The following is a 21,250-nucleotide window of genomic DNA, read 5'->3' as shown; positions in this document are numbered from 1 at the left end:
CCCGCCTGCTGTCCCGTCCGACCCGATCCCGATCCCGATCCCGATCCCGATCCACAGGAGCCTCGGTGCCGACCCACTCCCCCACGTCCCCGCACGCTGCCGTCGACCTCGCCCCGCGCCTCGGGCGTACCGTCCTGTACCAGCTGTACCCGCAGAGCTTCGCCGACGGGAACGGCGACGGGATCGGCGACCTCGCCGGCATCACGGCGCGTCTCGACTACCTGCGCTGGCTCGGCGTGGGCGCGGTGTGGCTCGACCCGTGCTTCGTGTCCCCGTTCGCCGACGCCGGGTACGACGTCGCGGACTTCATGACGATCGCGCCGCGGTACGGCACCAACGACGACCTGGCGGAGCTCACCGAGGAGGCGGGCAGGCGCGGCATCGCCGTGCTGCTCGATCTCGTGGCCGGGCACACGTCCGACCAGCACCCCTGGTTCGCCGCGTCCGCGGACGACCCCGACGACGACCGGTACGTGTGGAGCGACGTCCCCGTCGACGGATTCGAGCCCGGCCCGGGCCGGCGCGGCGGGTTCTACCTGCCGAACTTCTTCCCGGTGCAGCCGGCGCTGAACTTCGGGTTCGCGCGGCCCGACCCCGCCCAGCCGTGGCGCAGCCCGGTCGACGCCGCGGGTCCGCAGGCGAACCGGGCCGCGTTGCGCGAGATCATGGCGCACTGGTTCGACCTCGGCGTCGCCGGGTTCCGCGTCGACATGGCGGCGTCGCTCGTCAAGGACGACCCTGGGCTGGTCGAGACCGGCCGCCTGTGGCGCGAGAACCGCGCCTGGCTCGACGCCACCTATCCCGGCCGCGTGCTGATCAGCGAGTGGGGCGACCCGCGCGTCTCCGTGCCGTCCGGCTTCCACGCCGACTTCTTCCTCCAGTTCGGGGGCGACGACGACGGCCTGCCGCTGCGCTCGCTGTGGAACAACGGCGCAGGGACGGTGCAGCCGTCGTGGGGCGACGTGCCCAGCTGGGCCGACGCCGAGGCACGCGGCGACGCGGGCACCTTCGTCCGCGCCTGGGAGGAGGCGACGGGCGCCATCGCGGCGGCCGGGCGCGGCGGGCTCACCGGCCTGCCGACGTCGAACCACGACTTCACGCGGCTCGTCGCGGGGGCGCGCGATGCCGAGCAGGCGCGGGCGGCCCTCGTCCTCACCCTCACCTGGCCCTCCATGCCGTCGATCTACTACGGCGACGAGATCGGCATGCGGTTCGTCCCCGAGACCCCCACGCTCGAGGGCTCCCGGCTCAACCCCACCTACGACCGTGCGGGCTCGCGCACCCCGATGCAGTGGGGCGACGTGCCGCCCGGCCGGCTCGGGCCGGACGTGGCGGAGTCGTGCTACCTGCCGCAGGACCCGGACCGGGACCGCCCCACCGTGGCCGCCCAGCTCGACGACGAGGGCTCGCTGCTGCACCTGGTACGCCGCCTGGCGCACCTGCGCACCTCGGACCCGCGGCTCGACGCCACCGCCGACGTCGACGTGCTGGCCACCGGCTACCCGTTCGCGTACCTGCGCGGCGGCACGCTCGCCGTCGTGCTCAACCCGGGCCGCGCGTCCGTGTCGATCACCGTGCCCGGGGCGGCCGGTGCCCGCGAGGTCGAGGCGCGCGGCCTGAGCAGGGACGGCGACGTCGTGCACCTCGACGGGCACGGGTACGCCGTCCTCGACCTCGCGTGAGCTCGACCGTGTCAGCGTCTCGCGGCAGCCTGGGCGCATGGAGCTCGAGGTGCGCGGCGAGGTGTTCCAGTGGCGCGGTCCCGCGCCGTACTACTACGTGGCCGTCCCCGACGCCGAGGCGGAGCGGATCGCCGCGGTCGCGGCGCTGGTCACGTACGGCTGGGGCGTCATCCCCGTGACCGGCCGCCTCGGCGGCACCACGTTCACCACCTCCCTGTTCCCCAGGGACGGCGGCTATCTCGTGCCGCTCAAGGACGCCGTGCGCCGCCCCGAGGGCGTGGACGACGGCGACGACGTGGTCGTGCACCTCACCCTGGACGGGGTGTGACCCCGGCACGAGGTAGCACCGATCTCGCCGAGGTAGTACCGATCTCGCCGAGGTAGTACCGATCTCGCCGAGGTAGTACCCGTCCCGGCGAGGTAGTACCTCGCGGCTACCGCGCGAGGCCGTCGACGAACGCGACGGCGGCGCCGGAGATCTGCGCGCGGGCGTCGTCGTGCGAGATCGTCGGGGTGCCGTCGCCGGGCTGCGGGCCGTAGTCGCCGAAGTACGCGTGCCCGGCGCCCTCGACGACGGTGAACGCGGCGTCGGCGGGCAGGTCGGCGCGCGAGGCGTCGATCTTCGCCGGAGTCGCGAGACCGTCCTCGCTGCCGGAGACGGACGCGACGGCGGCGGTCAGCGTGCCGCTCATGTCGCCCGCCGGGTAGGAGGCGAACAGCAGCAGCCCGGCCGCGGGTGCCTCGGCGTCGTCGTCCGCGGTTTCCGCCGCCATGGCCGCGACGGTGCCGCCGAGCGAGTGGCCGCCCACCACCCATCGGTCCGCGTCCACCGCCGCGCGGGCGTCGTCGAACGCACCGGTGGCGAGGAACGCGATCCCGAGCGGCTGCTTCGCGACGACGACGGTGTGCCCCGCCTCGGCGAGCGGACGCAGCACCGCCGCGTACGCGCGGGCGTCGACCCTCGCCCCGGGCTGGAAGAACACGGCCGTCCCGTCGCCCCCGCCGGCCGGGGTCAGCACGTACCGGGTGGCGCCCTCGGTCACCGTCACCGCGTCGTCCGAGCGCAGGTCCGCGAGCGCCGGCTCGACCGCGCCGAACGGCCGCAGCCACGCGACCAGCACGATCCAGGCCGCACCGACCACGAGCAGCGCCACCCGTCCCGCGCGCCGCCACCCCGGGCGCGCGGGCCGACGGCGCAGCGCCCGCACCCCGGCGACGACCGTCCCCACCAGCGTCAGCGCCAGCAGCACCGCGTACGCCGGGTGGCCGTGCACCACCGCACCCCACGCCGTCGCGCACGCCCACGCGACGACGAGGACGGCGGCGGCCGCGACGACGAGCGTGGCGACACGCAGCCAGGTGGGGGCGAGGGCCGGTACGGGGGCGGGATCCGGGGTGTTCGGCACGTGAGGAGTCTGGCATCCGCGCGGGGCTCCGCGGGTATCGTCTGACCGCCACCTGCAACGTTGGAGGATTCCCCCGTGACCGACCTGTCCACGAGCACGCCCGACCTCGCCCTCGACGCCGTCGTCGACCTCGACGTCCCCGGCCCCACGATCAGCCGCCACCTGTACGGGCACTTCGCCGAGCACCTCGGCCGGTGCATCTACGAGGGCTTCTGGGTGGGCGAGGACTCCGACATCCCGAACGTCGGCGGCATCCGCACCGACGTCGTCGAGGCGCTGCGGGAGCTGGCGATCCCCAACCTGCGCTGGCCGGGCGGCTGCTTCGCCGACACGTACCACTGGCGTGACGGCGTGGGCCCGGCGGCCGACCGTCCCCGCATCGTCAACACGCACTGGGGCGACGTCGTGGAGGACAACTCCTTCGGCACGCACGAGTTCATGGCGCTGTGCGACCTGCTCGGCACGGCCCCGTACATCTCGGGGAACGTCGGCTCGGGCACGGTCCAGGAGACGGCGGACTGGGTCGAGTACCTGACCCGCGGCGACGACTCGCCCATGGCCCGCCTGCGCCGCGAGCACGGCCGCGACGAGCCGTGGGGCGTGTCGTTCTTCGGCATCGGCAACGAGCCGTGGGGCTGCGGCGGCAACCTGCGCGCGGACCAGTTCGCGTCGCTGGCGCGGCAGCACGCGACGTACGCGCGCGACCACGGCGGCAACCGCCTGGTGCGGGTCGCGGCGGGCGCGTCGGACGACGACTACGCGTGGACCGAGACGCTCATGCAGCAGGTCGCGAAGCTCGGCGACGCGGAGCCGCGCGACCTGTGGCAGATGGTGTCGTTCCACTTCTACACGTTCGCCGGGACGTGGGGGGACAAGGGCGCCGCCACCGAGTTCACGCGCGACGAGTACTGGGCCACGATGCGCAAGGCGCTCGACGTGCGCCGCATCATCGCCGGGCACTCGGCCGTGATGGACGCCTACGACCCCGAGGCCAGGCTCGGTCTGGCGCTCGACGAGTGGGGCACGTGGTGGAACGTCGAGAAGGACACCAACCCCGGCTTCCTGTACCAGCAGAACGCGATGCGCGACGCCCTCGTCGCGTCGGTGCACTTCGACGCCTTCCACGACCACGCCCGCCGGCTGCGCCTCGCGAACATCGCGCAGACGGTGAACGTGCTGCAGTCGATGCTGCTCACCGACGGCGCGAAGATGATCAAGACGCCGACGTTCCACGCCTTCGCGATGAGCGCGGGCCACCACGACGCCGCGAGCCTGCCGGTGCGCGAGCGGTCGCCGCGGGCCACGCACGACGTCGACGGCACGGCCGTGGGGACGGTCTCGGCGTCGGCGTCGACGAAGGACGGTGCGGTGCTGGTGTCGCTGACCAACCTCGACCCCGACGCCGGCGCCACGGTGCGGATCGACCTGCGCGGTCACGCGGTGAGCGACCCCGTCGCCACGGTGCTGGCGGCGGACGACCCCGCCGCGCACAACACCTTCGACGCGCCCGACGCCGTCGCGCCGCGCCCGCTCGACGGCGTGCGTCTCGAGGGCGGTGTCCTCACCGCGGAGCTGCCGCCCGCGGCGTTCGCGACGGTGCGTCTCACCGTGAACGCGTAGCCACCATACGAGACAGATGGTCCCACTGAACGGATATCGGGTGTAGACCTGGGGCATGACCAGCCCTGACGTCGAGGACCCCGCCGTCGCCGACCCCGAGCAGCGGTACTGGCGGCGGAACCTCGCCGTCGGCACGGTCGGGTCGTTCACCACGCTCGTCGCGATGACGCTGCTGGTGCCGTTCCTGCCGGAGTACGTGCGGCAGCTCGGCGTGGACGACCCGGCCGCGGTCGTGCGCTGGTCGGGCGTCGCGTACGGGGCCACGTTCCTCACGGCGGCGCTCACCGCGCCGCTGTGGGGAGCGCTCGGCGACCGGTTCGGCCGCAAGTCCATGCTGGTGCGCGCCAGCCTGGGCATGGCGGCCGCGATGACGCTGCTCGGGTTCGTGCAGAGCGTCGAGCAGCTCGTCGCGGTGCGGCTGCTGGTGGGCCTGCTCGGCGGCTACTCCTCCGGGGCCACCATCCTCGTGGCAGCGCAGACGCCGAAGGACCGCAGCGCGTGGGCCCTCGGGGTGCTGTCGTCGGGCATCCTGGCGGGCAACGTCGTCGGGCCGCTGGTCGGCGGCTTCGTGCCCGCCTGGGTGGGCATCCGGACGACGTTCGTCGTGTGCGGGGCCGTGATCTTCGTGGCGTTCCTCGCCACGACGTTCCTGCTCCGCGAGCCGCCGGCCGGGCTGCGTCCGCCCCGGGCCGCCACCCGCCGTCACGGCGTGTGGTCGCAGGTGCAGCGCCCGGGCGCCGTCGTCGCGCTGCTGGCGACGTCGAGCCTGCTGCTGTTCTCGACGATGTCGATCGAGCCGATCGTCACCGTCTACGTCGAGGACCTGGGCCAGCTCTCGCACGCCACCGGCGTCGCGGGGATCCTCGTCGCGCTGACCGCCGTGGGCAGTGTCGTCGCGGCGCCGCGGGTGGGCCGGCTCGCGGACCGGGTCGGGCACACGCGCGTGGTCGTCGCCTGCCTCGCGGCGGCGGGCGTGCTCGCCCTGGCGCAGGCGCTCGTGACGAACGTCTGGCAGCTCGGCGTGCTGCGCGTGCTGCTGGGCCTGAGCCTCGGCGGCCTGCTGCCGTCGATCACCGCGGCCGTGCGCCACCTCGCCCCGCCGGACGCCGTCGGCCGGGTGCTGGGGCTCGGCGTCTCCGCGCAGTACGTGGGGCAGGTCGCCGGCCCCGTGCTCGGCGGCCTGGTCGCCGCGCAGGCCGGCCTGCGCGCCGTCTTCGTCGCCACGGCCGTCGTGCTGCTCGCCGCGGCCGCGCTCAACCTCGTGATCCTCCGTCGCGGCGGAGCGCGAAACCCGTCGACCGCGACGCCGGAGGCCGTGACACTCGGGTCATGACGATCACGCGCCTCGACCCCGCGGGCCTGCACGTGACTCCGGGCTACCACCACGTCACGATCGTGGAGGCAGGGAATCACCCCTCGCCCCCGCGTTCACCAGCGCCAGCACGCTGCTCGGGGTGGCCCAGCTGGGATTCCCCGGGCAGCTCGTCGAGGTGGACCTGACCGCCGCCCTCCCGCCCGCGACCTGAGCTCGACACTCCAGTCGTCTAATGAATCCTTCCAATCGACGATTGAATCGTGCTAATTTCCCGTGGCATGACCACATCGGCCGCAATGACGCGGCGCACGTTCGGGAAGCTGGCCGGGATCACCGCAACAGCGCTGCTGCCGTGGGCGCAAGCCCCACGCGCCGCGGCCTCGGGACCGCCTGAGGTCGTCGAGACGGACACGCACGTCGTCGTGGACAACGGCCTCGTCCGCCTCACCGTCGACAAGTCGAATGGTCGGACCACCTCGCTCGTCTACGACGGCGTGAACCTGGTCGGCCGCGGGAACTACGACATGAACACCGTCCGCGAGGGCGGGAGTCTTCCGCTCCCGCCGGCGGACAACCACCTCACCGTCCGGGTCGAGCAGGACTTCGTCGACGTCGCGTACCACCACAGCCCGTCCGGCGACATGCCGTGCTGGCTGGTGCGGCACCACGTCGTGCGCTCCGGCGAGGCCGGCATCCACCTCGCGTACAGCTACGACCACCCCGCGGAGCTGCACGGCTTCCGCACCGACCAGCACCGGTACGTCTTCTACACGGCGGGCGGCGTCTTCACGCACGCCTCGGTGGAGGACGACGCCGACGCCGTCCGGTGGCGCGAGGCCGCGGCACGCATGCCCACAGGCGGCGAGATCTCGCGCGCCGAGATGGTGATGGACGCGACCTACGACCTCGAGGGCACCGGCTCCGCCTACCCCCGCCGCTACTACACGAAGTACGACTGGGCCGTGTCCATGAAGGACCACAGCCTGCACGGGCTGTACGGCAGCGGCTACGGCATGTGGGCCGCCCTGCCGAACCTCGAGGGGTTCAGCGGCGGCCCCGTGCGCCAGGACCTGATCCTGCACCAGACCGGCGACACCCCCGTGCTGCTCGTGGAGCCGCAGGCCACCCACTACGGCGCGCCGCCGGTGCGCGTCGCGGCCGGGCAGGCGTGGCAGAAGACGTACGGGCCGTACTTCGTCTACCTCAACAAGGGCGACGACCCGCGCGCCCTGCGCCGCGACGCCGCCCGCCAGGCGCGCTTCGAGGCGCACGCCGAGTTCTACGACCGGCTCGCGATCGAGGGCTGGACGCCCACCGCGAAGCGCTCCCGCGTGCGCGGCACGGTGCGGGTCCCCGGCACGCCGAACCTGGAGGGCGCCGTCGTCGTGCTGTCGGACAACGGGACGCCCATGCAGGACTCCGTGCTCGGCCACAACTACTGGGCCGACCTCGGTCGGGGAGGGCAGTTCACGCTCGACCATGTGCGCCCCGGCACCTACCGCCTCACCGTCTACGGCGGCGGCCTCTGGGGCGAGTACGTGATCGACGACGTCGAGGTGGGCGCCGGCCAGGAGGTCACGCTGGGCCGCATGCTGTGGGAGCCCACGAGCCACGGGCGCACGGTGTTCCAGCTCGGCACCCCCACCCGCGACTCCCGGGAGTTCCGGCACGGCCGGGAGTTCCGGCGCTACGGCCTGTTCGAGTCGTTCCACGACGACTTCCCCGACGGCGTCACGTACACGGTCGGCACGAGCACGGCGAAGGACTGGAACTACATCCAGTACCAGCGGTCGTACCCGGTGCAGGCGCCGGAGGGCACGGTGCTCCCCGAGGATGCCGACGGCGTCCGGCTGTTCGACTTCGGCACCGCGTCCAGCCCCGTCGCCGCCGGGTACCAGCGGGTCGCGCAGAACACGCTGTACTCCGCCGGGGCGGGCTTCGGCCTCGACCGGGCGGTCGACTCCCGCGACCGCGGGTCGGACGGGGACCTGCAGCGCGACTTCGTCGTCGGGTCCGGCTACACCTTCGCAGTGGACCTGCCCGACGGCGAGTACGAGGTCACCGTGCTCTCCGGCGACGACATCGCGGCCAACAAGACCCAGGTCTCGTTCGGCGGCGGCGAGCCGGTGGCCCTCGACTCCGGCCGGGGCGAGTACGCCGTGCACACCGCGACGGTGACCGTCACCGGGGGCCGGCTCGACCTCCTCGCCGGCGGCGACGGCCGCCTCAACGCCGTCGAGATCCTCGCGGCGGACGCCGCCCTCCCCGTGCTCGGGGGCCTCGAGGTCGACGGCGCGGACCTGGTGCCCGGCTTCAGCACGTTCCGCTCCGACTTCGCCGTCGACCTGCCCTGGGACCAGGAGTCCGTCGTCGTCCGGGCCGCGGGCCGCGGCGGCGCGCAGGTCACGATCGGGGGCGACGTCGTGGCGGAGGAGGGGCTCGCCGTGGCCCTGCACGCGCAGCGCACCGTCCTCGAGCTCGTGGTGAGCGACGGCGACGGCGGGGCGACGACGTACCGGCTGCACGTCACCCGGCAGGAGAGCCCGTGGCGCATCCTGTTCGACCTCGACCGCGCGCCGGCGGCGAGCGCGCAGGCCACCCTGACGATCGCGCTGGCGGCGTGGGCCATGGGCTCCGCGCTGCCGGTGCCGCCGGAGAACAGCAACCTCACGATCACGGTCAACGGGGAGCCGTTCGTCTGGACCTTCGGGCCCGAGGACGCGAAGGGGGCCACCTACCGCAGCGCGCGCGGCGGGCGGAACTACACCCGCGAGATCGCCTTCGACGCGGGCCTGCTGAAGCCGGCCGGCAACGAGATCACGCTGCAGATCAACGCCGGCGCCGAGCACCTGTGGAACGAGGCGGCCTACGACGCCGTCCGGCTCGAGATCGGCTGAGCCGACATCGGTCCTCCGGTGCGAGATCGGTCAGGATGTCGACCGATCTCGCACCGGAGGACCGATGTCAGGGCCCCGCCGTCAGCGTCCGAGGACGTCGCGGGACACGACGTCGGGCCGCAGGTCCAGCCGCCGCAGCAGCTGGGCGTTGAGCGCCACCACCACGGTGGACAGCGACATCAGCAGTGCGCCGACGGACATCGGGAGCACGAACCCGACCGGGGCGAGCACGCCCGCCGCCAGCGGCACGGACAGCAGGTTGTAGCCCGCCGCCCACCAGAGGTTCTGCGTCATCTTGCGGTAGCCGGCCCGCGAGAGCTCGATCACGGACAGCACCGACCGGGGGTCGTCGCTGGCGAGGATCACGCCCGCCGACGCGATCGCGACGTCCGTGCCGGCGCCGATCGCGATGCCGACGTCCGCCTGCGCGAGCGCCGGGGCGTCGTTGACGCCGTCGCCGACCATCGCGACCCTGTGGCCCTCGGCCTGCAACCCCGCCACGCGCGCCGACTTGTCCTCCGGGCGCACGCCCGCAAAGAACCGGTCGACGCCGAGCTCGTCGGCCACGGACCGCGCCACCGCCTCGGCGTCGCCCGTGATCATCACGACCTGCACGCCCCGCCGGTGCAGCGCCTCGACCGCCTCGGCGGACTCCGGCCGCACCTCGTCCGCGAGCTTCAGCCCGCCGACGACGGCGCCGTCGCGCAGCACGTGCAGGATGATCGCGCCGTCGCCCCGCCATGCCTCGGCCTCTGCCACCTCGTCGACCTGCTGCTCCTCGAGCAGGCGGGGGCCGCCCACGCGCACCTCGTGCCCGTCGACCGTCGCGACGACGCCGACAGCGGGCGACGACGAGAAGTCCGTCGCGCGCGGGACGTCGAGGCCGCGGGCCTCCGCCGCCCGGACGATCGCCCGGGCCAACGGGTGCTCGCTGTCCGCCTCGGCGGCGGCCGCCAGCGCCAGCACCGCGTCGTCCTCGTCCGGGCCCGAGCTCGTCCCCGCCACCGTCGCGATCTCCGCGACCGTCGGCTCGCCCTTGGTGAGGGTGCCGGTCTTGTCGAAGAGGACGGCGTCCACGGTGCGCATGCTCTCGAGCGCCAGGCGGTCCTTGATGAGGACGCCGCCGCGGGCGGCTCGCTCGGTGGCGATGGAGACGACCAGCGGGATGGCCAGGCCCAGCGCGTGGGGGCAGGCGATGACCAGCACCGTGATGGTGCGGATCACGGCGTCGTCCGGCAGCCCGGACGCCGTCCAGGCGATCGCGGTGACGACGGCGGCGCCGAGCGCGAACCAGAAGAGCCACCCCGCCGCGCGGTCGGCGAGCCGCTGGGCCCGCGACGACGAGGCCTGCGCCTCGGCGACCAGGCGCTGGATGCCGGCGAGCGCGGTGTCGTCGCCGGTCGCGGTGACCTCGACGCGCAGGCCGGAGTCGGTCGCGACCGTGCCGGCGGTGACGGCGTCGCCCACCGTGCGGCCCACCGTGCGCGACTCGCCGGTGACCATCGACTCGTCCATCTCCGCGTGGCCGTCGACCACACGGCCGTCGGCGGGGACGCTGCCGCCGGGCCGGACGAGGACGACGTCGCCCACGCGCAGGGACGCCGGCGGGACCGTGACGACCTGCTCGCCCTCCACGCGCTCCGCCTCGTCCGGCAGCAGCGCCGCCAGCGAGTCGAGCGCGGAGGTGGTCTGCGCCAGGGACCGCATCTCGATCCAGTGGCCCAGCAGCATGATGACGACCAGCAGCGCGAGCTCCCACCAGAAGTCGAGCTGGTGGTCGAGCACGCCGAGGCTGGCGCCCAGCGACGCGACGAACGCGACCGTGATCGCCAGGCCGATGAGCAGCATCATCCCGGGCTTGCGGGCCTTGAGCTCCGACACCGCCCCCGTGAGGAACGGCCGGCCGCCCCACACGTAGATCACCGTGCCGAGGACCGGCGAGACCCAGTCGACCCATGCTGCGTCGAGGAGCTCGTAACCGAGCACCATCGCGAACATCGGCGACAGCGCGACGGTCGGCACCGCCAGCGCCAGCATGATCCAGAACAGGCGGCGGAACTGACCGACGTGGTCGCCGTGACCGCTGTGGCCGCCGTGACCCGGCATGTCATGGCCCGACATGTCATGGCCCGCGTGCATGTCGTGACCGGTGTGCGCGTCGTGACCGGTGTGCGCGTCGTGACCGGTGTGCGCGTCGTGACCCTCGTGCGCGTGGTGGTCGTTCTCCAGGACGCGCGCGGCGTCGGGGCGCCGGTGCCCCGTGTGCTGGTCGTGAGAGGAGTGGTCCACAGCTCGATCCTTACCTCGGACGGACGGGTTCGCGATCTCGGTTTATACCCCCCTGGGGTATCCCCGCTGCCGGCAACCATATACCCCACGCCGGTATTTCGCGACCCTGGTCCACCGACCGCACGCGCTGGACCGAGGTCGGCGCCGCGTTCCCGGACGGCGCGCCCTGGGCCGACACGTACACCGGCGGCAGCACCCACCTGTGGGCGCCGGAGATCGCGTACGCGAACGGCCGGTACTACCTCTGGTACTCGGCGTCGTCGTTCGGCGTGAACCGGTCCGCGATCTTCCTGGCCACCAGCCCGACCGGCGACCCGGGCACCTGGACGCACCGCGGCACGGTCGTGGAGTCGAGCACCTCCGACGACTTCAACGCCATCGACCGCACTCGTCGTCGACGCCGACGGCCGGTGGTGGCTGAGCTTCGGCTCGTTCTGGTCGGGCATCAAGATGATCCGCCTCGACCCGCAGTCGGGCCTGCGCTCGGGCACCGCGTTCCACTCCGTCGCCGGTCGTGGGGGCGGCGCGATCGAGGCACCCACGATCCACCGCCGCGGGGACTACTACTACCTCTACGTGTCGTTCGACGCGTGCTGCCAGGGCGCAGACTCCACCTACCGCGTCATGGTCGGGCGCTCGACGTCGGTCACCGGCCCGTACGTCGACCGCGCCGGCGTCCCCCTGACCCAGGGCGGCGGCACGCAGGTGCTCGCCGGGCACGGGTCGATCCACGGCCCGGGGCATCAGACCGTCTTCTCCGACGTCGACGCCGACGTGCTGATGTACCACTACTACGCCGGCTCGGGCGCGTCGTTCCTCGGCATCAACCTGCTCGGCTACGACGACGCCGGCTGGCCGTACGTCGACTGACGCCGCCACCCCGCGGCGTCGCCGAACAGGCATGAGTGGGCGGGCGGGCCGGGAACAATCGCGACGGGCGGCGCGTTGGGGCAGGGCCCCGTACGCCGTACGAAAGAGGTCTCGTGCCCCAGCCCGCCACCCCGCACACCGCCGCCACCTCCTCCGACACGACCTCCGGCACCGCCGACGACGTCGTCACCAGCGCGGTCGTCGCCGGCGCGATCGACGAGGAGCAGGCCGCCCTCGACGCCGCGTGGTCACGACGCGCCGCGGTGCTCGACGACCTGGAGCGCACCCTCGCCACAGCGCGCCCCGAGGACGCCGCGGCCCGCGCGCGGATCGCGCGGCTGCGGAGCCGGCGCGCGGAGCTGCGGGCGGCGGACCACGGCCTGGTCTTCGGCCGGCTCGACGGCGACGACGGTTCGGTGCGCCGGCTCGGCCGCGTCGGGCTGCCCGGCGCCACCGAGGACGACGAGCCGTTGGTCGTGGACTGGCGCGCCGCCGTCGCCCGCCCGTTCTACACGGCGACACCGGTCGACGCGCAGGGCGTGCGCCGCCGGCGGCACGTGCGCACCCGCGGGCCGGAGGTCGTCGGCGTCGACGACGAGCCGCTCGACGGCGGGCTCGACGACTCGGGCCTCGTCGGCGAGGGGGCGCTGCTCGCCGCGCTGGACGAGCGGCGCACCGGCCGGATGGGCACCGCCGTCGCCACCCTGCAGCGGGAGCAGGACGACGTCGTGCGCGCGGACGCCCGCACCCCGCTGGTGGTGCAGGGCGGCCCGGGGACCGGCAAGACGGTCGTCGCGCTGCACCGCGTCGCCTACCTCCTCTTCGCGCAGCCGCACCTGGCGGAGCGCGGCGTGCTCGTGCTGGGCCCGTCGACACGCTTCCTCGACTACATCGCCCAGGTGCTGCCGGCGCTCGGGGAGACGGCGGTCGTCTCCGCCACCTGCGACACGCTCGTGCCGGGCGTGCGGCCCGCGCGCACCGAGGGGCGCGACGTCGCGGAGCTCAAGGGCCGGTCGTCGTGGCTGCCGACCCTGCGCCGGTTCGTCGCGTCGCTCGAGCCGGACGACGGCCCGCTCGCCCTCGCGCTCGACGGCGAGGAGTACGTGCTGCCCGCGGCCCAGGTGGCCGCCGCGCGCCGCGGCGCGGTGGGCGCCGGCTCCTACCACCGGGCCCGCGACCGGGTGACCGAGCGCGTGCACGACCTCCTGGTCGACGCCGTCGCGGACCGCCAGGCCGAGCTGCTCGCCCGCGCCGAGGAGGGCTTCGAGGACGTGCTGGGCCAGCTCGACGCCCGGCTGGCCGCCGCCGACGACCGGGCCGTGCACACCGGCGCGACGGGCTCCGACGTCGACGGCGTGCTGTCCGAGTCCGACCTCGAGGCGCTGCACGCGCGGGTCGCCGCCGACCGCGGCGTCGCCGCGACGCTCGAGGCGTGGTGGCCGAGGCGCGACCCGGCCGCCGAGCTCGCCCGCCTGCTGCACGACCGGGAGCTCCTGGCCGTGCACGCCCCCGACCTCACGGCCGCGGAGGTCGCGCGCGTCGTCGCCGAACCTGCGGGTGGCGCGGACGGCTGGGCGAGCAGCGACGTCCCGCTCCTCGACGCCCTCGCCGACCTGCTCGGCGACCCTCGCGAGGCTGCCGGCGCCGCGCTCGACGACGGGTCCGACGGCGACGACCACGACGTCTTCGTCGCCGCGCGGGCCGCCGCCCGCCGGGACTGGACGTACGGGCACGTGGTGGTGGACGAGGCGCAGGAGCTGTCCGGCATGCAGTGGCACATGGTGGTGCGCCGCTGCCCCACCCGGTCCGTCACCGCCGTGGGCGACATCGACCAGGCGTCGTCCGCGCACCGCCAGACCGACTGGGGCGAGGCCGTGGGCGACGCCCTCGGCGACCGGTGGCGACGGGCCGACCTCACCATCTGCTACCGCACGCCGCGCGAGGTCATGGAGCTCACCGTCCCCGTGCTGCGGCGGGCCGGCAGCCGCAACGCCCCGCCCCGCGCCGTCCGGTCCGCGCCGGTCGCGCCCTGGTGGGCCGACGCCGACGAGCGCACGTGGCCGGGCGTCGTCGTCGACGCCGTCGCCGGGATGACCGGCCGCTACGAGGGCGGCACGGTCGGCGTCGTCGCCCCGGCCTCCCGGCTGGCCGCGCTCCGCGAGGTGCTGCCGGACGGCGTGCCCGCACTCTCCGCGACGGGCGCCAAGGGCCTCGAGTGGGACGCCGCCGTCGTGGTCGACCCGGACGGCATCGCGGCCGAGCCGCGGGGCTGGAACGGGCTCTACGTGGCGCTCACCCGGTGCACGCAGGAGCTCGCGCAGGTGCCGGTCCTCTGACGGTCGAGCGACGGTTCGCACCCTCTGACCTTCCTCAAATCGCCTGCGGGCGCCCGGTCCCGGCCACCAAGATGACGACGCGACATCAACCGCCGCGAGCTGTGAAGCGAGGAACCCCCATGCGCGTCCTGGTCACCGGAGGCGCCGGGTACGTCGGGTCGCACACGGTGCTCCGGCTGCTCGAGGCCGGGCACGACGTCGTCGTGGTGGACGACTTCTCCCGTGGCGCCCCGGCGGCGCTGGAGCGGGTGGAGGTCCTGGCGGGCCGGCCCGTGCCGGTGCACGTCTTCGACGGGGCGGACATCGACGCCCTCGAGCGGCTCTTCGACACCGAGGGCTTCGACGCCGTGCTGCACCTCGCGGGCATCAAGAGCCCCAGTGCCCGCGGCGTCCGCCCGCTGGACAGCTACGAAACCAACCTCGGCACCACCTTCACGCTGCTGCGCTGCATGGCCTGGTACGGCGTCGACCGCCTCGTCGTGTCGTCGTCGGCGGCCGTGTACGGCGAGGGTCGCGACCTGCCGCACGCCGAGGACGCGCCGCTCGCCCCCACCGGCCCGGTGGGCCGCAGCCACGCGATGAACGAGCAGATCCTGCGCGACGTCGCCGCCGACGCCGGCCCCGCCCTGCGGGTGGGCGTCGTGCGGCACTTCTCGGCGGCGGGCGCGCACCCCTCGGGATCCCTCGGGCCCGACCGGACGGGGGCGTCCGCGGGCCTGCTCACCGCCGTCGCGGAGGCCGCCGCCGGGCTGCGCGACGGCCTCGAGGTGCACGGGGTCGACCACCCGACCCCCGACGGCACGGCCATGCGCGACTACGTGCACGTGGACGACCTGGCGGCCGGGCACGTCACGGCCCTGGCGGCCCTCGGCGACGCCGAGGAGCAGCTGTCCACCTGGAACCTCGGCAGCGGCCGCCCCACCAGCGTCCTCGAGCTGGTCCGCGCGTTCGAGACCGCGACCGGCCGCACCGTGCCGTACCGCGTCGCCGCCCGCCGGGAGGGCGACGTCGCCGTGTCGTACGCCGACCCCGCCCGCGCCGAGGCCGAGCTCGGCTGGAGCGCCACCCGCGGCATCGAGGACATCTGCCTCGACCTGTGGCGCTGGCACCAGCGCAACCCCACCGGGTACCCGACGACCCTGGCGCCGTCCGCACCGTGGCGCGGCGGCGTGGGACACCGCCTGCGGCTCGTCTCCGCCGTGCCGGCCGCCGCGGCCTGGTAGCGCCGCCGCGGGACCGTCAGTCCTTCGTGACGCGGTAGTACCGCAGCGCGCCGGGGTGCAGCTCGACCGGGTCGGTGAAGATCGCCCGCACCCGGTCGAGGTTCGCCGCCGACGGCACCTGCTCCGCGATCTGACCCCTCGCGTCGAACAGGGTGGACACCAGGGTGCGGGCCTCGGCGTCCGGCATGTCGGCGCGCACCATGAGGAAGTTCGGCACCGCGAGCGTCTCGACCGCCCGCGACGACCCGTACATGCCCTCGGGCACGATGCCGTGCCGGTAGCCGCTGCCGTACCGGGACCGCACGTCCTCGACCAGGTCGCCCAGGGGCACGAGGCGCACCGGGACGTCGTCGGCGAGCGCCGTCAGGCCCGGGGTGCGCAGCCCGCCGGACCAGAAGAACGCGTCGATCTCGCCCGCGCGCAGCGCCTCGATCGAGCCGTCGAGGCCGAGGCTCACGTCGGTGAGGTCCTCGGCGGGCACGTCGGCCGCCATGAGCAGCCGGTGGGCGATGAGGGCCGTGCCGGACTGCGGCGCGCCGAGCGAGACGCGCCTGCCCCGAAGGTCGTCGATGGTGCGGACCCGGGAGCCCGCCGGCACGACGAGGTGGAGGAAGTCGTCGTACACGCGGGCCAGGGCGCGCACCTCGAGCGGCTCGTCGAACTCGCCCTCGCCCGCGACGGCGTCCCGCGCGGCGTCGGCGGCGCTGAACGCCACCTGCGCCGTGCCGGCGTCGAGGCTGTCGAGGTTCTCCACCGACCCCCCGGACTCGTCGACCACGACCGGCACGTCGTAGCGGTCCTCGAGCACCTGCGCCAGCGCCGTCCCGTACGCGTGGTAGATGCCGGTGGAGCCGCCGGTCGCCACGGTGAGCGCGTCGGGGCGCTGCCCGTCCCACGGGTCGCCGGCGCCGTCGTCGCCCACGCACGCGGTGAGCAACGGCAGCGCCACCAGCGCCGTGACCAGCAGCGTCGCGAGGCGAGCCGCCCGCGACCGGCCCGCGGTCGACCCGGCCCTCACGGCGTCACCTCCGCCGCGGGGTCGAGGGGCGCGCCGTCGACCGTCGCCAGCGCGGGCACGCGCAGCCGCACCTCGAGGCCGCCGCCGTCCGGCAGGCCCAGGCGCAGCCCGCCGCCGCCCGTGGCGAGCAGCTCCGACGCGATGGCGAGGCCCAGCCCGGAGCCGCGCACGGTGCTGTGGCCCGGCGAGCGCCAGAACCGCTCCGCGAGGCGGTCCAGCTCCTCGGGCGGGACGCCCGCGCCGTGGTCGCGCACCACCACCTCGACGGCGCCGCCCGGGACGGCGGGGGCCGTCACCGAGACGTCGACGCGGCCGCCGTCGGGCGAGAACTTCACCGCGTTGTCCAGGACGGCGTCGAACGCGCACTCGAGCACGATCGGGTTCAGCTCGGCCCACGCGCCGTCGCCCGGGTCGGCGAACGTCAGCTCGCGCCCGACCGCGACCAGCCGCCAGCTCTCCACGCGCCGCGCGACGAGCCCGGCGACGTCCAGCGGGTGCGCGCCCGCGGCCAGGTTCGCGTCGTCGGCCAGGAGCAGCAGGGCGTCGAGGATGTGCGCCATGCGGACCGCCTCCGCGCGCACGTGCGCCACCTCCGTGGCGTGCTCGGGCGGCGTCGACAGGGCGAGGTCCTCGACGCGGAGCATGAGCGCGTTGAGCGGGTTGCGCAGCTCGTGCGACGCGTTCGAGACGAACTCCTGCTGCCGGTGCATGGAGTGCTCCACCTGGCCGGCCATCGCGTTGAACCGGGTGATGACCTCGCGCAGCTCGGGCGGGCCCGTGGACGGCGGGATGCGGGCGTCGAGCCGCCCGCGGCCGATCTCGCCCATCGCGGTGTCGACGGCGCGCACCGGCCGCAGCACCCAGCCCGCGGTGCGGTGCGCGATGACGACGGCCAGCACGCACATGGCCAGCCCCGCGGCGACGAGGATGCCCCAGCTCGACCAGATGCTGCGGGAGACCTCGTCCGCGTCGGACACGGTGACGACGGCGCCCACCAGGTCGCCGCCGTCGTACACGGGCTCGGCCACCACCACCCGGTCGGCCTTCCACGGCAGCGAGCTGAGGTCCGCCTCCCCGCGGCGGCCCGCGAGCGCCGCCTGCCGCTCGTCCACCTCCTGCGGGTCGAGCCCGTTCGTGGCCCACGTGACGCCCGACTGGTCGACGACGGCGGCAGCGACCCCGTACACCTCGCGGTAGCGGTCGAGGTCGCCCTCGACGATCGCCGGGTCGTCCGCGGCCAGCGACTGCCGGGCGGTGATGACCAGGTAGCCCGCGTCCGCGAGCCGGTCCAGGTAGACCCCCTGCTGGTTCGCCCGCGCGACGTTGCCCGCGTACGCGGTGCCGAGCAGCGCCAGCACCAGCACGCAGGGCACGAACAGGATGATCGCCAGGCGGGTCCGCATCGACGTCTACGCCCCCGCGACCGTGGGCCCGCCGCCGTCGGGCGCCGCCACCCGGTAGCCCACGCCGCGCACCGTCTCCACGACGTCGGGCACGCCGAGCTTGCGGCGCAGCGACGCGACGTGCACCTCGAGCGTGCGGCCCAGGCCCTTCCAGCTGGAGCCCCACACGTCGCGCAGGATCCGCTCGCGCGTGAGCACCGAGCCCTGCTGGCGCACCAGCAGCGCGAGCAGGTCGTACTCCTTGCGGGTCAGCTCGACGACGGTGCCCACCGTGCTGCCCACCAGGTCGCCGGTGCGACGCACCTCGCGCCGCGCGAGGTCCACCACCAGCCCGCGGACGCGGACGCGCGCGTCGGATGCCTCCGCGCGGGCACCGTCCCACTCGCGGCCGCGGCCGCGGCGCATGACGGCGTCGATGCGCGCGAGCACCTCGCGGACGTCGTACGGCTTGGTCACGTAGTCGTCGGCGCCGAGCTCGAGGCCGCGGATGCGCGCGTCGAGGCGGGTGCGCGCGGTGACCATGATGATCGGGGTGTCCGAGACGCGGCGGATGCGGCGGCAGACCTCGAACCCGTCGATGTCGGGCAGGGACAGGTCGAGCAGCACCATGTCGGTGCGGGGGCTCAGCTCCCGCAGCGCGGACGCGCCGTCGCGCGCGCGGACCACCTCGTGGCCGTGCCGTCCGAGCACGGACACGAGCGCGCCGGCGACATGGTCGTCGTCCTCGACCACGAGCAGCTGCACGGGACCGTCCCTCCGTCGGGCGCTTCGAGGGCGCCAGGGTAGCGGAGCGTCGCTCCGGGGTCAGAGCCAGCCCACCCGGCGGAAGACGCGGTAGAGCACCACGCAGCCGACCGCCATGAGGAGCAGCGCGAACGGGTAGCCGAGCAGCCAGTGCAGCTCGGGCATGTGGCTGAAGTTCATGCCGTAGATCCCCGCGATCACCGTGGGGTACACGAGGATCGCCGCCCACGCCGAGATCTTGCGCATGTCCTCGTTCTGCCGCACCGACACCTGCGACAGGTGCACCTGGAGCATGTCGGAGAGCAGGTCGTCGTGGGCGTCGAGGTGCCGGTCGATGCGCTCGACCGTCGACGCCACCCGCTCCAGCGTGCGCCGGTCGGCGACGACGCGGCGCTCGTCGGAGGTGAGCTCGGGCAGCTCCGCGGACACCGGCAGCAGCGCGCGCCGCGCCTCCGTGATCTCCCGCTTGAGGTCGTAGAGGCGCTGCACCGGGTCCGCCGTGGTGCGGTCGAAGACGACGCGCTCGGTGTCCGCGACGGCGTCCCCGAGCGCCACCTCCACCTCCGACGCCACGCCCACCAGGCCCAGCACGACGGCGAGCGTCACCCGCTGCGCCCCCGACCCGTGCGCCGGGCCCGGGCCGCGCAACCGGTCCAGCGCGTGGTCGTGCACCCCGGCCTCGCCCGCCTCGAACGTGAGCACCGCGTCCGGGCTGGCGAGCACGCCCAGCTCACCGGTGTGCACCTGCCGGTCGTCCTCCGTGAACCAGACCGTCGGGGTCAGCACCGCCACCCAGTCGTCGTCGAGCCAGCGCACGGCGGCCGCCGGCCGCTTCGGCACGTCCCGCGCGACGACGTGCACCTGCGCCAGCCGCTCCCGCAGCGCGGGATCGATCTCCTCCGCCGCGGCAAGGAACGACGCCTTGTCCGTGACGTGCAGCCAGCGCGCCGGGTGGTCGTCGTCCGCCGTCTCCGACGGCGCGCCGTGCGTCCCGACGAACCACTCGCGCGTCGTCGTGCCCTCGTCCGTCACACCCGCATTCTCGGACGAACCGGGCCGAAGGGCGCGCCGGGCGCCGTCCGAGCAGGCGTCACGGCGGCAGTTCGGGCCCGCCGCGGCAGTTCGAGCTGCCGCCGCGAGCGTCAGACGGCGGCGGAGACGACGTCGTCCACCGGCCGGACGTCCGCCGCCCGCCGCGCCACCCACGCCGCGCCGACGCCGGCGGCGACGAAGATCGCGCCCAGCGCGAGCCAGCCGGGCGTGCCGAACCGGATGGGCAGCGCGGTGACGACGACCGGCGCGACCATCCCGGCGAGCGCGTAGCCGGTCTGCGACAGGCCCTGGTAGGCGCCGGCGCGGCGCGGGTCGGCGAGCTCGAACGCCATGCCCCACCCACCGGCCTCGGACAGCACCTCGCCGAGCGAGTGCGCGACGGCGGCGAGCAGCAGCAGCGCGGTCGCGGCGACGAGGCTGCCGTGCCCGGCCGCGGCGTACAGCACGCAGGCGCCGGCCAGCAGGAGCGTGCCGCGGCGCACGGCCCGGCCGGCCGCCCGCACCTCGTGCGTGCCGCGGGACGCGCGCACCTGGAGCAGGGCCACCAGCGCCGTGTTGACCACCAGCAGCGCGGACACGACGGCGGTCGGCGCGTCGGTGGTCGCGACCCACAGCGGCACGCCCACGGTCATGACGCCGAACTGCATGGCCACGACGGCGTTGAGCACGACGCTGGCGACGTACGTGCGGTCGCGCAGCGGGTGCACCCCGGGCGCGGCCCGGTGCGCGGCGTCGTCGGCCGCGGCGGCGGCCGGGGTGTCGGCGACGGGCGCGTCGGCGAGCATCCGCGCGGCCAGCTCGGGCACCCGGCGCGGCAGGCGGACCAGCGGCACGACGGCGCCGAGCAGCAGCACCGCCGTCGCGACCATCGCGGTGCGGTACGCGGCCGCGGTGTCCACCAGCAGCGCGACGGCGGCGGCCAGCGTGCCGAGCCCGATGAGGACGTTGGTCACGACGCGCAGCCGGGCGCGGACGTCGACGCGCTCGGGACCGGTGAACCACCGCGCCAGCAGAGCCTGCCGGGCGGTGGACTGCACGCCGCGTCCCGCGCTGACGACGACGGCGACGGCGGTGAAGCTCACCGCGTCGGAGGTGAACGAGTACGCCGCCAGCGCCAGCGCCTGCGCGAGCAGGCCCCACACCTGCACGCGGTGCGCGCCGCGCTGGTCCGACCAGCGCCCGGCGAGGTAGGACCCGAGCACGCCCGCGCCGCCGGCGATGCCGAGGCCGAGCCCGACGGTGGTCGCGGGCAGCCCGACCACGCGCGTGAAGTACAGGACGGAGACGGTGTAGAAGATCCCCGTCGACGCGGCGAAGGCCATGGTCGAGACGGTGAGTGCGCGCGCCACGGGGTCCCGCGGCAGGAGGGTCTGGATCACGGCACCAGTAGGGAC

The 21,250-nt window shown here is 74.8% G+C and carries 14 protein-coding genes and 2 pseudogenes; 9 read left to right on the top strand and 7 right to left on the bottom strand.

The window, feature by feature from the left end; genetic code table 11:
- The first annotated feature begins 65 nt into the window (after positions 1 to 65).
- Positions 66 to 1,682 carry an alpha-amylase family glycosyl hydrolase gene (locus ACQP6G_RS04585; RefSeq protein ID WP_429763026.1) on the top strand — a complete coding sequence of 539 codons (1,617 nt, stop codon included), beginning with the start codon at positions 66 to 68 and terminating at the stop codon, positions 1,680 to 1,682.
- 37 nt (positions 1,683 to 1,719) lie between these two features.
- Positions 1,720 to 2,010 carry a DUF1905 domain-containing protein gene (locus tag ACQP6G_RS04580; RefSeq protein ID WP_429763025.1) on the top strand — a complete coding sequence of 97 codons (291 nt, stop codon included), beginning with the start codon at positions 1,720 to 1,722 and terminating at the stop codon, positions 2,008 to 2,010.
- Between the two features lie 106 nt (positions 2,011 to 2,116).
- On the opposite strand, the gene ACQP6G_RS04575 is transcribed toward ACQP6G_RS04580, so the two are convergent.
- A complete protein-coding gene (locus ACQP6G_RS04575; protein WP_429763024.1) occupies positions 2,117 to 3,088 on the bottom strand; it encodes an alpha/beta hydrolase in 972 nt (323 codons plus the stop codon).
- A 75-nt stretch (positions 3,089 to 3,163) separates the two neighbouring features.
- On the opposite strand from ACQP6G_RS04575, the gene ACQP6G_RS04570 reads away from it, so the two are divergent.
- The 3 genes from ACQP6G_RS04570 to ACQP6G_RS04560 all read left to right on the top strand — a co-directional run bounded on the left by ACQP6G_RS04570 (position 3,164) and on the right by ACQP6G_RS04560 (position 8,920).
- Entirely contained in the window at positions 3,164 to 4,708 is a 1,545-nt protein-coding gene (locus ACQP6G_RS04570; protein WP_429763023.1) for an alpha-N-arabinofuranosidase, read from the top strand.
- A gap of 55 nt (positions 4,709 to 4,763) precedes the next feature.
- Entirely contained in the window at positions 4,764 to 6,041 is a 1,278-nt protein-coding gene (locus tag ACQP6G_RS04565; protein WP_429763022.1) for an MFS transporter, read from the top strand.
- Between the two features lie 260 nt (positions 6,042 to 6,301).
- The gene (locus tag ACQP6G_RS04560) at positions 6,302 to 8,920 is read left to right on the top strand and encodes a polysaccharide lyase family protein (protein WP_429763021.1); all 2,619 of its coding nucleotides are present in this window, start codon (positions 6,302 to 6,304) and stop codon (positions 8,918 to 8,920) included.
- Between the two features lie 81 nt (positions 8,921 to 9,001).
- On the opposite strand, the gene ACQP6G_RS04555 is transcribed toward ACQP6G_RS04560, so the two are convergent.
- Positions 9,002 to 11,059: a heavy metal translocating P-type ATPase gene (locus ACQP6G_RS04555; protein WP_429763215.1), complete on the bottom strand. Its 2,058-nt coding sequence runs from the start codon at positions 11,057 to 11,059 to the stop codon at positions 9,002 to 9,004.
- Positions 11,060 to 11,253: 194 nt separating this feature from the next.
- Here ACQP6G_RS04555 and ACQP6G_RS04550 point away from each other — a divergent pair.
- The 4 genes and pseudogenes from ACQP6G_RS04550 to galE form a co-directional block, all read left to right on the top strand.
- Positions 11,254 to 11,526, top strand: a pseudogene (locus ACQP6G_RS04550) (family 43 glycosylhydrolase); the annotation flags it as partial.
- An 82-nt stretch (positions 11,527 to 11,608) separates the two neighbouring features.
- Positions 11,609 to 12,079 (top strand): annotated as a pseudogene (locus tag ACQP6G_RS04545) (arabinan endo-1,5-alpha-L-arabinosidase); the annotation flags it as partial.
- Between the two features lie 113 nt (positions 12,080 to 12,192).
- The gene (locus ACQP6G_RS04540) at positions 12,193 to 14,415 is read left to right on the top strand and encodes a HelD family protein (RefSeq protein WP_429763020.1); all 2,223 of its coding nucleotides are present in this window, start codon (positions 12,193 to 12,195) and stop codon (positions 14,413 to 14,415) included.
- Between the two features lie 119 nt (positions 14,416 to 14,534).
- Positions 14,535 to 15,638, top strand: a complete 1,104-nt coding sequence (gene galE / locus ACQP6G_RS04535) for a UDP-glucose 4-epimerase GalE (RefSeq protein ID WP_429763019.1) — start codon at positions 14,535 to 14,537, stop codon at positions 15,636 to 15,638.
- 16 nt (positions 15,639 to 15,654) lie between these two features.
- On the opposite strand, the gene ACQP6G_RS04530 is transcribed toward galE, so the two are convergent.
- The 5 genes from ACQP6G_RS04530 to ACQP6G_RS04510 form a co-directional block, all read right to left on the bottom strand.
- Entirely contained in the window at positions 15,655 to 16,656 is a 1,002-nt protein-coding gene (locus ACQP6G_RS04530; RefSeq protein WP_429763018.1) for a TAXI family TRAP transporter solute-binding subunit, read from the bottom strand.
- Positions 16,653 to 18,059: a sensor histidine kinase gene (locus ACQP6G_RS04525; protein ID WP_429763017.1), complete on the bottom strand. Its 1,407-nt coding sequence runs from the start codon at positions 18,057 to 18,059 to the stop codon at positions 16,653 to 16,655. Before ACQP6G_RS04525 ends, ACQP6G_RS04530 begins: the two co-directional genes overlap by 4 nt.
- Positions 18,060 to 18,065: 6 nt before the next feature.
- Complete coding sequence (locus tag ACQP6G_RS04520) at positions 18,066 to 18,803, bottom strand: response regulator transcription factor (RefSeq protein ID WP_429763016.1); 738 nt, start codon at positions 18,801 to 18,803, stop codon at positions 18,066 to 18,068.
- A gap of 60 nt (positions 18,804 to 18,863) precedes the next feature.
- Positions 18,864 to 19,835, bottom strand: coding sequence for a CorA family divalent cation transporter (locus ACQP6G_RS04515; protein ID WP_429763015.1), 972 nt, complete (start codon positions 19,833 to 19,835; stop codon positions 18,864 to 18,866).
- A gap of 110 nt (positions 19,836 to 19,945) precedes the next feature.
- Positions 19,946 to 21,235, bottom strand: a complete 1,290-nt coding sequence (locus ACQP6G_RS04510; protein ID WP_429763014.1) for an MFS transporter — start codon at positions 21,233 to 21,235, stop codon at positions 19,946 to 19,948.
- Between the last annotated feature and the right edge of the window lie 15 nt (positions 21,236 to 21,250).

This window comes from Isoptericola nanjingensis (assembly GCF_050311635.1).
In the GTDB taxonomy this organism is placed as follows: Bacteria; Actinomycetota; Actinomycetes; order Actinomycetales; family Cellulomonadaceae; genus Isoptericola; species Isoptericola nanjingensis.
Note: the sequence above shows the minus strand (reverse complement) of the source record. Positions and strands in the feature narration are given on the sequence as shown.

Coding starts and splice junctions, on each gene's coding strand:
- ACQP6G_RS04580 (WP_429763025.1), top strand. CDS start 1,720: ATGGAGCTCGAGGTGCGCGGCGAGGTGTTCCAGTGGCGCGGTCCCGCG.
- ACQP6G_RS04565 (WP_429763022.1), top strand. CDS start 4,764: ATGACCAGCCCTGACGTCGAGGACCCCGCCGTCGCCGACCCCGAGCAG.
- ACQP6G_RS04560 (WP_429763021.1), top strand. CDS start 6,302: ATGACCACATCGGCCGCAATGACGCGGCGCACGTTCGGGAAGCTGGCC.
- ACQP6G_RS04555 (WP_429763215.1), bottom strand. CDS start 11,059: ATGCACGCGGGCCATGACATGTCGGGCCATGACATGCCGGGTCACGGC.
- galE (WP_429763019.1), top strand. CDS start 14,535: ATGCGCGTCCTGGTCACCGGAGGCGCCGGGTACGTCGGGTCGCACACG.
- ACQP6G_RS04525 (WP_429763017.1), bottom strand. CDS start 18,059: ATGCGGACCCGCCTGGCGATCATCCTGTTCGTGCCCTGCGTGCTGGTG.